The organism is Alteromonas sp. W364 (assembly GCF_031846205.1).
GTDB lineage: Bacteria > Pseudomonadota > Gammaproteobacteria > Enterobacterales > Alteromonadaceae > Glaciecola > Glaciecola blandensis.
In genome coordinates this window covers 295,808-308,772 of record NZ_JAVRID010000001.1, presented here as the reverse complement: position 1 = coordinate 308,772, position 12,965 = coordinate 295,808, and the positions used below count along the sequence as shown (strand labels likewise).

Below are 12,965 nucleotides of genomic sequence, written 5' to 3'. Positions count from 1 at the left end.
TTATTTTTCTGAACCGTATATTCCGATAGTAACCTTGCCTGACGTGTCGATACTGGCGCGGTACATCCCTTCGGTATTGAAAGGCATGCTTATATTACCCTGATTATCCATTGCGATCACCCCGCCAGTCCCACCTGCCTCGGCCAAAACTTGATTGACGACTTCATTTGCTGCGACCTCTATGGTCTTATCTTGATATTTTACTCTCGCGCAAATATCTGCAGCCACGTTAAAACGGATGAAATATTCGCCATGCCCCGTTCCAGAGACCGCGCAACTGTCATTATCTGCATACGTGCCAGCGCCGATAATAGGTGAATCACCTATTCTCCCAAAGCGCTTTGCTGTCATGCCGCCAGTAGACGTTCCAGCAACTAAATTGCCGTGTAAATCTAATACAACAACACCGACTGTACCGAACTTATAGTCTGCATTTTCAGGGTTCGCAAAAAAAGCCTGCTCATTGGCCTGTATTTTTGCTTTTGCACTATCTAACGCTTTTTTGCGACGCTCAGTATTAAATACTGAATTGTCGACTTTTTCTAAACCGTACTTAAATGCAAAATCCTCTGCCCCACCCCCAGTAAGCATGACATGCACAGACTCAGTCATGACTAGATTCGCAGCAGCTATTGGGCTTTTGATATGCTTCACACTCGCTACCGCGCCTGCCTGTTTAGTCCTACCATGCATGATTGAGGCATCTAGTTCATGCTCTTCGTCATAGGTATAGACGGCACCAACACCCGCGTTAAATAAAGGAGAATCTTCCATAATTTGTATCGCCGTAATGACCGCAACTGAACCGTCTTCTCCGGCTTGTAGAGCACGGTACCCAGCGCGCAAAGCTTGCTCCAAAATAGCGCGGTATGCTTTCTCTTGCTCAGCGTTTAAATTGGCCTTAGAAATCGTGCCAGCACCACCGTGCAGCGCAATAGCCACCTTAGCATTGGGGTTTAATGAGCTTGTAGTAGATTCAGTTTCAAACGCATTTGAAACAAAACTTATTGATAGCATAAGTGCGCACACAAACTGCGTGCGCAGTCTCAAAAGATTGGTTACTTGCATGTTGGATATCCTATTTTTTATGTCCATTAACATTGCCAGTAACAGTAAGCTATTAGCTTGTGCCTTGTCTAGGTTTTGTCAGCAGAACCCGCAGACGCTCACGTTGACAAAAATAGACAAGACATAGGTAACAAAATCTATTTATCTCCTCGCAGCAATTGCTTGCCACTTGTTTAGTTCTAATTGCGGCGCGACCGACGACATCACTTGGTGCTTGAACGCATCGTATGAGTCAAATTCAAATCCACTACTTCCAATCAGCTCATTGTAGATCAAGCGCAGTTTTCTCACGGAAAAGAAGGGTAAAATTGCACTATCGATTTCAGTTCCCATTGACGATATTCCCTCATCCGCATAACCCTGTTTATAGTCAGCTTCCATTTTTATTACTTCACGCATAATCGCTTCCTAATTAAAAATGACTGTCGCATATTAGCGCCACAATAACGTCTAGGCTTAGTCAAAAAAGGAATAGAAACTGACAATTATTGAGCAAAAAGTGATTGGAAAAAAAGAAACACTGTATTTTCAATTCATCGCGAAATGCGCCTGAAAAATGACGCTACGTGTTAGAGCAAAAAAGTCTGAATAAACGAAATCATCATTAAAAACAAAATAACAAACAAAAACATCAAGATACAAATACAACTTACTTTTCAGATACTTACAATAAATTTAACTACTAAACCCATAAAAAACATCAACTTTTACCAACGCGTGTTTAAAAAGGTTTGTGCTTAGAAATCCCACGATATTTACGTAAGTACAATGCCCAATTAGCCTTGTATAAATGAGCGTCACAGGAAAATATCTTGAGGTCAGGTTCAATGTAGACTTAAGCATGCTAAAGTAAACGCTACGTTGTGTCAGTCGCATTACTTTATTGCGCTCAAATTAGCAGGGATCCATGCCAAGCTCAGAATTAAAAGAACAATTTAAATCCTTCTTAGTTGAACTGAATGATAAAGACGAATTGCCAACTACCACAGATTATGACGGCCCAACCTTACTTTGGCACGATTATGAAAGTTGGGGCGTGAATCCAAAGTATGACTTTCCTTGCCAGTTTGCATCCATCAGAACTGATGTAGATTTGAATATTTTAGAAAAACCAAACAGTTTTTTTTGTCAGATACCTAATGATTACATTCCTAACCCAATGGCATGTTTGGTTACCGGCATCACACCACAGCAAAGCCTCAGAGATGGCTATTCTGAGGCGCAGTTTGCTAAGAAAATTCATTCGGTAATGAGTAAAAATGACACTTGTGTTGTTGGCTATAACAGTATTCGTTACGACGATGAAGTAACGCGCAACCTGCTATATCGAAATTTTTATGACCCCTACGAACGCGAGTGGAAAAACGGAAATAGTCGTTGGGATGTCATTGATTTGATGCGGGCCTGTTACGCACTAAGACCGGAGGGGATTGAATGGCCTATTAATGAAAAACAACTACCTTCTTTCCGCTTAGAGGAGTTGACTGCGGCAAATGGTATTCTTCATGAGTCGGCACATGATGCGGTATCTGACGTGAAAGCGACAATTGCAATGGCAAAACTGATAAAAGAGAAGCAACCTAAATTGTTCTCGTTCTATTTTAGCCTACGTAATAAAAATACGGTCCTTCAACATATAGATTTAGAGGCCAATAAGCCTTTTCTGCATATTAGCGGTATGATTTCTTCAGAAAGAGGATGTTGCTCTTGGTTTTATCCTGTTGCTCAACACCCAACGAACAAGAATGCCATTATCTGTATCGACCTAGCAGAAGATATTTCCTCACTGTTAAGCTTAGATGCTGATACTATTAGCCAATATTTATACACCCGCAGTGACGAATTACCAGAGGGTATTTCGCGTCCTCCCTTAAAATTGATTCATATAAACAAATGTCCGTTTGTTGCGCCAGCTAAAACACTCAGCCCAGAACATGCGCAAAGACTCAATATTGATCGTGAATTCTGCTTACAACAACTTCAATCTTTGCAACAAATGTCGGATTTACAATCTAAAGTGACACAAGTGTATACACAAGAGAATACAAACAAACAAAACCTTGATGTTGACGGCAGCATATACGCTAGAGGTTTTCCTTCACATGCCGATAAAGAATGGATGATGGAAGTACGTCATAGCGAGCCAGAACAACTTGCTGTATGGCAGAACAAAGCCCCTAATGACGATTATCAAGCGCAACTTTTTCGCTATAGAGGTAGAAACTTCCCATCAAGTTTTGATCAGCAAGAGTTAGAAACTTGGCAGTCACATAGGAAACAACGCTTTATAGAGCAAGGTAAACAGACTTGCTTGTCGTTGAGTGAATGTCAGCAAGAAATAGCGATGCTGACAGAGAAATATGCTGATGATCAGAAAAAAATGACGATACTCAATTCCCTAACTCGGTTTTTGGAAGAATTGTAATTTAACGAAATTACTGATAAAACCAATTTCGTGTAAACAAGTATCTATTTAAGTAGTCACTCTTTTGGTAAATTTTTAATGATGAAAGGCGTAACACTAACAGCAAACAGCAGCACGAAGCAGTTAACTGCGACTGTTGACCCTCTTCTACTAGAAGGTGAGCTCAAGCCCGCGAGTTTAGAGGCTTACGTTATGTCATCAGAACATAACAGTTATTTTATGCTGACCAATGCTATTGCGTCGCTTTGTGAAAAAGCGAACGCGGCGAAGCTCAGTCAAAGCGTGGAAGAACAAAAAATAGTTATTGGTGAGGTGCGTGATGCCGCCATTTCTATCGAAATAGCTGATGACAAAATGAGCGCTCAACTAACGATTGAGGCGCCCTATTCTGGCAGTGTACCATCCTATGAGAACATACTCGCTCTGCTCAATCAGCAGGGGGTTACTCGCGGGATCAGTAAGAAGCGAGTGATTAGCTTGATAGAGCAGGCCTCCACTGCACCTAGTGGCGCTGAATTTACGAATGACGTAGCAAAGGGTTTGCCATCGCGTGACGGCAAACCTTCATATATCAAACCATTGGTGCCCAATGCCCTTGACCGCATATTACAACCTCAAGATGCGGGTGATGACAAAGTGGATATGCGCAACTTAGGTGACATATTGTGTGTACCAGCGAAAACACCTGTCGCTAGACGCCAAGCCCCTAGCAAAGGACGCATAGGCTACAACGTAGTGGGTGAAGCCTTAACACCCGAAGCAGGTGAATGGAAAGAAGTCAAATTAGGTCACAATACGACTCTTAAACCTCAAGATGAAAACACCATAATTGCAACGGTGACCGGTCAGCCAAAGTTTGAAAACGGTGTGATGTGCGTTGATGATACCTTTCAAACCAAAGGCGTGAACGTAGGTACAGGTAATATCAATTATGAAGGCGCTGTTTTGGTTAATGGCGACGTAACAGAGAGTATGCAAGTGATTGCAAAAGGTGATGTCACCATAAACGGGTTCGTGGAGTCGGCTACCATTCGTGCTGGCGGTGACATCATTATTACCGAAGGTGCAATGGGCAAGATGAATGAAGAAGACTGCCAGCTAATAGCTAAAGGTAGTGTTTTTGTTCAGCACGGCCAAGGTTTAAATATTACCGCTGGCAAGAATTTAAATGTGAGAAAGCAGCTCGCTTATTCAAAAGTAAAATGCCAAGGTAAAGTCACTATCGGCGACCCAGAAAAGCCCCAGGGTAACTTATTTGCAAGTGAAATCCATTGCGGAAATACTCTCGCTGCGGGTACCGTGGGCGCAATCTCTGGCAGTGCTTTGATTATCGATTTCTCTGACGGTATCAATCAATTGAACACGCGGTATGACGCCATTTTAACTTCGTTAAAACAGTTGCGAGAAAACAACTTCGACCATGAAGTGAAATTACGAGAAATTCACTCTCGTCACATCCCTAACTCTCTGCTAAACCAAGTAGAAAAAATTGATTCCGCTTTTGAGTCTGAGAAGCATTTACTGAAATGGCTTGAAGATATTGAAGCTGAAATGCGCCAAGCTAAAATTGATTATGAAGTTAATGCTCGCGTTGTCGCTAACAAAGAACTTTTTCATGGTGTCTCTGTGAAGCAGAATAAACGAAACTGGCGCTCTGAGAAAGATTATAAGCGCAGCGTCGTTCGTTTGGTTGGTGGAAAATGGACATACGAACCACTGGTGTAAAGGGATATACCTGCTGGTTTGAGCAACAAAAAACGCCGAACATTCAAAGATGTTCGGCGTTTTTGATTTTAGGCTTACTGTTTTTAGATTAAAGCATTTCAACAGCTAATGCGGTGCCTTCACCACCACCGATACATAACGCAGCAACTCCTTTTTTCAAGCCCTGTTGTTTTAATGCATGTAGTAGCGTTACAACGATACGTGCGCCAGAGGCGCCAATAGGATGGCCTAACGCGCATGCGCCGCCCTTAATGTTAACCTTACTGCTATCTAAACCCAGTTTATTCATACCCAGCATCGTGACCATTGCGAAAGCTTCATTGATTTCAAATAAATCAACATCATCTTTTGTCCAACCGGTTTGAGCAAATACTTTCTCAATAGCGCCAACGGGAGCAACCGTAAAGTCTTCCGGTTTTATTGCGTTCGTAGCATGCGCGACGATTTTTGCTAATGGTTTCAAACCTAGCGCATTGGCTTTGGATTCAGACATGATAACTAATGCTGCAGCACCGTCAGAAATGGAACTCGAGTTTGCAGCTGTAACAGTGCCATCTTTCTTGAATGCTGGACGCAGAGCTGGAATTTTTTCAGGACGTGCATTACCTGGACCTTCATCAGTGTCTACCACAAGGTCACCTTTGCGAGACTTTACGGTTACCGGTGCAATTTCATCGACAAACGTGCCATCAGCGATGGCTTTATTTGCTTTGCTCAGCGAGCCAAGGGCAAACTCATCCATTTGTTCACGAGTAATACTTTCGCTATCCGCTGTATCTTGTGCAAAACAGCCCATTGCTTTTCCGTCATAAGCATTCTCTAATCCATCTAACATCATATGATCGAGCGTTTGGCCATGCCCCATGCGATACCCTGCTCGCGCTTTAGGCAATAAATAGGGAGCATTACTCATACTTTCCATACCGCCAGCGACAATGAGCTCAGCACTACCTGCTTTTATTAGATCATGAGCCAACATAATGGCCTTCATACCAGAACCACACACCTTATTGATGGTGGTTGCGCCCGACGCTAATGGCAAACCAGCACCGAGTGTCGCTTGTCTTGCGGGTGCTTGACCTAAACCGGCAGGTAATACACATCCCATGATCACTTCATCAACCGCATTTACATCAATGCCATCAATGGCAGCTTCTATCGCTGTTGCACCCAAAACGGTGGAAGCAACGGCCGAAAGACTTCCCATAAAACCACCCATAGGTGTTCTTTTCGCACTGACAATTACAATTGAATCACTCATTTCATTCTTCCTATTGTTTAAAATATAACCCACATTTTGACTATAAATCGTTTCAGGTCGTTTAACAGACGACTTTGGTGGTAGACCAAATTTAAATGGTTTTTTGTTGATCTACATTAAACTTTACTTTACCTTTACGTTAACCCAGCTTTACGTAAACGTAAAGCTAGTAGATGTATAAATAAATAATTTGTGTTAAATGAAAGATAAATGCAACAAAGAATGCGCTTCCAGAAGCTTGATTCTATTGTAGATACAAGAAATGACAAGCATGTGTCACTGCGGTGTTTATTGATTTATAGGTGAAAATAATGTCGGAAAACCAACAATATACCATCGGTGAGCTATCGAAACTGTTTGATATTACCGCGAGATCTATTCGGTTTTATGAAGAACAAGGCTTATTGGTGCCAGAACGACAAGGACAAAGTCGTATTTACCACCTAAAAGATAAAGTCCGTCTTAAATTGATTCTGCGAGGAAAGCGACTAGGCTTTTCTCTAGCGGAGATAAAGACATTGTTTGAGTTATACGATACCAATCCAAATAGTGCTGCACAGTTGCAAACTATGTTGGAACTAACAGAGCAGAAACGAGCAGTGTTGAATCAACAACTCAACGACATACAAATGTTGATGAATGAATTAGATGACGTTGAGTCGCGCTGTAAAGAAGAATTAAATGAATTACAAAAAGGTGAACTAATATGAACGCACCCTATCCTACTTTGAATTTCGGTCTTGGCGAAGATATCGATATGCTTCGCGAACACGTTTACAATTTTGCCCAAAGCGAAATTGCACCACTCGCTGAAAAAGCAGACGAAGACAACATGTTCCCAAATCAATTATGGCCTATGTTGGGCGATATGGGCTTGCTTGGTGTCACAGTGACAGAAGAGTTCGGTGGTTCAGATATGGGTTACCTTGCTCATACCGTCGCTATGGAAGAGATATCAAGAGCATCTGCAGGTATTGGCTTAAGTTACGGTGCGCACTCTAATCTGTGTGTAAACCAATTAGCAAAAAATGGTAATCAAGCACAGAAAGAAAAGTATCTACCAAAGTTAGTTTCAGGTGAATACATTGGCGCACTCGCGATGAGCGAGCCGAATGCGGGATCTGACGTGGTCAGTATGAAATTACGCGCAGAGAAAAAAGGCGACAAATTCATATTGAACGGAAATAAAATGTGGATCACCAATGGTCCTGACGCTCATGTATTCATCATCTATGCTAAAACCGATGTAAATGCAGGTTCACGCGGAATCACTGCGTTTATTGTTGAAAAAGGAACCCCCGGTTTTACTCAAGCCCAAAAACTGGACAAGTTAGGTATGCGCTCTTCCAATACCTGTGAATTAGTTTTTCAAGATTGTGAAATCCCTGAAGAGAATATCGTAGGTCAACTTGGTGGCGGTGTAAAAGTCTTAATGAGTGGCCTAGACTATGAACGCTTAGTGCTATCAGGTGGTCCTTTAGGCATTATGCAAGCTTGTATGGATGTTGTCGTTCCGTATATCCATGACAGAAAACAATTTGGTCAATCAATCGGAGAGTTCCAGTTGGTTCAAGGTAAAGTGGCCGATATGTATACTCAAATGAATGCAGCTAGAGCTTATGTTTATGCCGTTGCACGATCATGTGATCGCGGCGAAACCACCCGTAAAGATGCGGCTGGTGCTATTTTATATAGTGCTGAATTGGCAACCAAAATGGCCTTAGACGCTATCCAGTTGCTTGGCGGCAACGGTTACATTAACGAGTATCCCACAGGTCGACTGCTACGTGATGCTAAGCTGTATGAAATTGGTGCGGGAACAAGTGAGATACGCCGTATGTTAATTGGCCGTGAATTATTCAATGAGTCGGCGTAGAACCAACAAGCTAAACCACACTGAAGCGTAAATAATAGTTTGCGCAAACCACTAGACGGTTGAGTCATTTGCACAGCCGTCTGGTTACATATAATGCAGGCAGAGCGACAACAAGAGGTGCATCAGTGCCAAAAATAGTATCTAAAATCAATCCAAACAGCCAAGAGTTTGCTGACAACGCAGCGCACATGCAAGCACAAGTAGATGACTTGCAAAAACTCATTCAGCAACTCTCTCTGGGCGGCGGCGAAAAGGCCCGTACAAGGCACACCGATCGCGGAAAATTACTACCAAGAGATCGTATCAATGCTTTGATTGACAAAAACACCGCTTTTTTAGAGATTTCGCAGTTAGCTGCATGGGAAGTTTATGATGATTATGTGCCTTGCGCTGGTGTTATAGCTGGGATAGGCAGAGTATCAGGCGTAGAATGTATTATCGTGGCAAACGACGCTACCGTAAAAGGTGGGACTTACTACCCTCTTACCGTGAAAAAGCATTTACGAGCACAAACAATCGCTGAACAGAACAACTTGCCTTGCATTTACTTAGTTGACTCTGGCGGTGCAAACCTTCCTCGTCAAGATGACGTATTCCCAGATAGAGAACATTTTGGGCGTATTTTCTTCAACCAAGCTAACCTTTCCGCCATGAATATTCCACAAATAGCTGTCGTGATGGGTTCGTGTACAGCAGGCGGAGCCTATGTTCCAGCAATGGCTGATGAATCAATCATCGTTCGCGAACAAGGCACTATCTTTCTCGGCGGTCCTCCGCTAGTTCAAGCTGCAACCGGGGAAGTGGTCAGCGCTGAAGAATTAGGCGGTGGTGATGTTCATTGCAGAACCTCTGGCGTAGTAGACCACCTAGCCAATAATGACCATCATGCACTTCAGATAGCCCGCGATGCAGTTGCCCGTTTGAACAGGAGCAAGCCTGCTACATCCTTACAACATACGCCGAGCTTGCCAGCTTATCCAACAAGTGAAATTTATGGTGTTATCCCTAAAGACACTAAACAACCCTATGATGTGCGCGAAATCATTGCTCGTATCGTGGATGATAGCGACTTCGATGAGTTCAAATCACTTTATGGCACGACATTAATTTGTGGATTTGCTCGAATTGAAGGGTATACCGTCGGCATCGTTGCGAACAACGGGATCTTATTCTCTGAGTCAGCACAAAAAGGCGCACACTTTATTGAGTTGTGTTGTCAACGCAAGATACCACTCGTGTTTTTACAAAACATCACCGGTTTTATGGTGGGTAAGCAATACGAATCTGGCGGCATTGCTAAACATGGTGCCAAGATGGTTACCGCAGTGGCCTGTGCAAAAGTACCTAAATTTACTGTCTTAATCGGCGGTAGTTTTGGTGCAGGAAATTATGGCATGTGCGGCCGAGCTTACGATCCACGATTTTTATTTATGTGGCCAAATGCCCGTATTTCGGTCATGGGTGGTGAACAAGCTGCAGGCGTGTTAGCTCAAGTCAAAAAAGACCAAGCGACTCGTGCCGGCGAAGAATGGACACCAGAGCAGGACCAAGCCGTGAAGAAGCCGGTAATAGATACCTATGAGAAGCAAGGTCACCCTTATTACGCCTCTGCTCGTTTATGGGATGACGGTGTTATTGACCCTGCAGATACTCGACGAGTGCTGGGCCTTGCAATATCAGCAAGCCAAAATAAAGAGATCGAAGACACCAAATTCGGCATTTTCAGAATGTAATTATCGCCTAGCGATACACATACTTATTCGCTCTAAAAGGAGCAAACATGACAGAACAATTAGCAGTAATTAGTACAATAGATGACCGCGGCGTCGCAACAGTGACGTTAAATAAGCCAGAGTTACATAATGCTTTCGACGAGCATGTCATCAGTCAACTTATTGAAGCATTTACAACACTTAACAATAACAGTGATGTAAGAGCAGTCATCCTAGCGGCAAAAGGAAAATCCTTTTGTGCTGGCGCAGACTTGAATTGGATGCGAAAAATGGCCTCTTACTCTTATGAAGAGAACAAACAAGACGCAGGCCAATTAGCTGAGTTGTATCGCACACTTTTCAATTTGAATAAGCCAACGATAGCCCGAGTGCAAGGCGCTGTATTTGGTGGCGGTGTTGGCTTAGTCGCCTGTTGCGACATTGCAATAGGCACGCGAATGAGCAAGTTTTGTTTAAGCGAAGTGAAACTGGGCTTAGTGCCAGCCACTATTAGCCCTTACGTCATTGAAGCGATCGGTCCAAGGTTAGCCAAGCGCTATTTTATGACGGCAGAAGTATTTTCTTCTCGCCGTGCCAGACGTATTGGATTGCTATCTGAAACAGTCAGCGAAGACGATCTTGATACAACCATTGAGTCATTAATAAGTGCCCTACTCAACAATGGACCGGATTCAGTTTCGAAGGCGAAAGCGCTAGTAAATCAAATCAGCTACCAAAGTATTGATAGTGAGTTAATCGAACAAACTAGCGAGCTCATTGCAAATGTTCGGGTATCCAATGAAGGTCAAGAAGGCCTATCGGCATTCCTAGAAAAACGCGCTCCAACTTGGAAAAAGGCATAGGTGGTAAATCACATGATTAAAAAGATCCTTATTGCGAATAGAGGTGAAATTGCCTGCCGCGTAATCAAAACAGCTAAACAAATGGGCATCACGAGTGTTGCAGTTTATTCAGATGCTGACGAAAATGCTTTGCACGTTAAATTGGCTGATGAAGCAGTTCGTCTTGGCCCTGCACCTTCAAAAGATAGTTATTTGAGGGGCGACTTAATTTTAGAACACTGCAAGAGACTCAATGTTGACGCCGTCCACCCTGGCTATGGGTTTCTTTCAGAAAACGCAGGCTTTGCGAAAGAATGCGCAAAGCAAGGCGTCATATTTATTGGACCGACAATAGAAGCTATCGAAGCGATGGGGTCTAAATCAGCAGCCAAACAAATCATGCAAAAAGCAGGTGTTCCACTTGTGCCTGGTTATCATGGCGACGACCAAGACCCAGAGCTTATCCGCAAAAGCGCCAATGATATGGGCTACCCAGTACTACTCAAAGCTGCCGCTGGCGGCGGCGGTAAGGGAATGCGACAAGTTTGGTCTGCGCAGGAGTTTGATGATGCGCTAGCTGCAGCAAAACGCGAGGCAATGTCGAGCTTTAATGACGACAAAATGTTGGTTGAAAAGTACTTAACTGAACCTAGACACGTCGAGATCCAAGTTTTCTGTGATCACCACAAAAATGGTGTGTATTTATTTGAACGAGACTGTTCCATTCAGCGCCGACATCAAAAAGTTATTGAAGAAGCCCCTGCCCCAAACATGCCGCAAGACCTGCGAGAGCGCATGGGTGATGCCGCACTCAAAGCCGCATTTGCAATCAATTATGCGGGTGCTGGTACAGTGGAATTTCTCCTCGATACAGACGGTAGCTTTTACTTCATGGAGATGAATACTCGTTTGCAGGTAGAGCACCCCGTAACAGAAATGATTACCGGTGAAGACCTGGTCGAATGGCAAATCAAAGTCGCTAACAATGAAATCTTACCAAAGACTCAGGAAGAACTCAGTATGCGAGGACATTCCTTCGAAGCGAGGGTATATGCCGAAGATCCTAACAATGACTTCTTACCCGCAACCGGCACGCTGTCATTATTAAAAGCCCCCATTGAAAATCGATTCGTTCGCGTAGATACAGGCGTTGAACAAGGTGATGAAGTTTCTATTTATTACGACCCAATGATTGCAAAGCTCATTGTTTGGGATGAAAACAGAGAAAAAGCGCTTTCACGATTGGCTGCTTGTTTGGCTGACTACGCCATAGGCGGTGTCGTGACGAATATAGACTACTTAAAGCGCATTGCCTGCTCTGGTCCTTTTCAAGCAGCAGAGCTGAGTACTGACTTCATTGAACGACATCAAGATAGTATCAGCACTCAGACGATGATAGACGAAGTGCCATTTTTATCCGAACTTGCGTTGTTAGCCTTACTAAGTGAGCAGGATGAGGACGCTTACTCGAGCGACCATAGCAATGATCCTTGGTCAAGGGCTGATAACTATCGTAGCAACCATGTTTATCAAGATACTTTAGTGCTTAACTTCGCAGAAGAGTCATACTCTATCGGCATTATCCAACTGTCAGCAAATCGCTGGAAGTTGATGTTTGACAGCAAGCTCAATATCGACGACATCGAAGTGAGCGGCTGTCTTATCGACCAGAGATTAGACATAAACAAAAACGGCCTGAAGCAAAGCTATCATTGTATGCAGGTTGGCGCTCAACTGAGTTTGTTTACTCCTATGGGCATAGTAAGTGCGGATATCGCACAAATTGACCTGGGTGAGCAAAGCGACGACGATGGCACAAATGCAGTGGTTGCGCCCATGAATGGGACAGTAGTCGATCTGTTAGTTGGCCCAGGAGATACGGTTGAAAAAGGACAAGTCCTTATTATCGTTGAAGCCATGAAAATGGAACATGCGATTAAAGCACCTTATGCAGGTACCGTAAAAGAGTGTTTCTTTCACACGGGTGATTTAGTCAGTGGCGGCATCGCACTGTTAGAAGTGGAAGCCAGTGAGCAAGATACCTAGCTATTAGAAT

The 12,965-nt window shown here is 43.4% G+C and carries 10 protein-coding genes; 7 read left to right on the top strand and 3 right to left on the bottom strand.

What is annotated here, in order from left to right; translation table 11 throughout:
* Entirely contained in the window at positions 1 to 1,068 is a 1,068-nt protein-coding gene (locus RM556_RS01300) for an isoaspartyl peptidase/L-asparaginase (RefSeq protein ID WP_311360143.1), read from the bottom strand.
* A 141-nt stretch (positions 1,069 to 1,209) separates the two neighbouring features.
* Positions 1,210 to 1,467: a hypothetical protein gene (locus RM556_RS01295; protein WP_311360142.1), complete on the bottom strand. Its 258-nt coding sequence runs from the start codon at positions 1,465 to 1,467 to the stop codon at positions 1,210 to 1,212.
* 508 nt (positions 1,468 to 1,975) lie between these two features.
* Between RM556_RS01295 and sbcB the strand changes: the two genes are divergently transcribed.
* Both sbcB and RM556_RS01285 read left to right on the top strand, forming a co-directional pair.
* Positions 1,976 to 3,493, top strand: a complete 1,518-nt coding sequence (gene sbcB / locus RM556_RS01290) for an exodeoxyribonuclease I (RefSeq protein WP_311360141.1) — start codon at positions 1,976 to 1,978, stop codon at positions 3,491 to 3,493.
* Positions 3,494 to 3,571: 78 nt separating this feature from the next.
* A complete protein-coding gene (locus RM556_RS01285; protein WP_311373664.1) occupies positions 3,572 to 5,218 on the top strand; it encodes a FapA family protein in 1,647 nt (548 codons plus the stop codon).
* A gap of 88 nt (positions 5,219 to 5,306) precedes the next feature.
* On the opposite strand, the gene RM556_RS01280 is transcribed toward RM556_RS01285, so the two are convergent.
* Positions 5,307 to 6,479, bottom strand: coding sequence for an acetyl-CoA C-acyltransferase (locus RM556_RS01280; RefSeq protein WP_311360139.1), 1,173 nt, complete (start codon positions 6,477 to 6,479; stop codon positions 5,307 to 5,309).
* Positions 6,480 to 6,790: 311 nt separating this feature from the next.
* Here RM556_RS01280 and RM556_RS01275 point away from each other — a divergent pair, with 311 nt between their 5' ends.
* The 5 genes from RM556_RS01275 (at position 6,791) to RM556_RS01255 (ending at position 12,955) form a co-directional block, all read left to right on the top strand.
* Entirely contained in the window at positions 6,791 to 7,189 is a 399-nt protein-coding gene (locus tag RM556_RS01275; protein ID WP_311373663.1) for a MerR family DNA-binding transcriptional regulator, read from the top strand.
* Positions 7,186 to 8,355, top strand: a complete 1,170-nt coding sequence (locus RM556_RS01270) for an isovaleryl-CoA dehydrogenase (RefSeq protein ID WP_311360137.1) — start codon at positions 7,186 to 7,188, stop codon at positions 8,353 to 8,355. Before RM556_RS01275 ends, RM556_RS01270 begins: the two co-directional genes overlap by 4 nt.
* Positions 8,356 to 8,480: 125 nt before the next feature.
* Positions 8,481 to 10,088 carry a carboxyl transferase domain-containing protein gene (locus RM556_RS01265; RefSeq protein ID WP_311373662.1) on the top strand — a complete coding sequence of 536 codons (1,608 nt, stop codon included), beginning with the start codon at positions 8,481 to 8,483 and terminating at the stop codon, positions 10,086 to 10,088.
* A 47-nt stretch (positions 10,089 to 10,135) separates the two neighbouring features.
* Positions 10,136 to 10,930 (top strand): enoyl-CoA hydratase/isomerase family protein, encoded by a 795-nt coding sequence (locus RM556_RS01260; RefSeq protein WP_311360135.1) that lies wholly within the window; start codon positions 10,136 to 10,138, stop codon positions 10,928 to 10,930.
* A gap of 12 nt (positions 10,931 to 10,942) precedes the next feature.
* A complete protein-coding gene (locus RM556_RS01255) occupies positions 10,943 to 12,955 on the top strand; it encodes an acetyl/propionyl/methylcrotonyl-CoA carboxylase subunit alpha (RefSeq protein WP_311373661.1) in 2,013 nt (670 codons plus the stop codon).
* Positions 12,956 to 12,965: the final 10 nt, after the last annotated feature.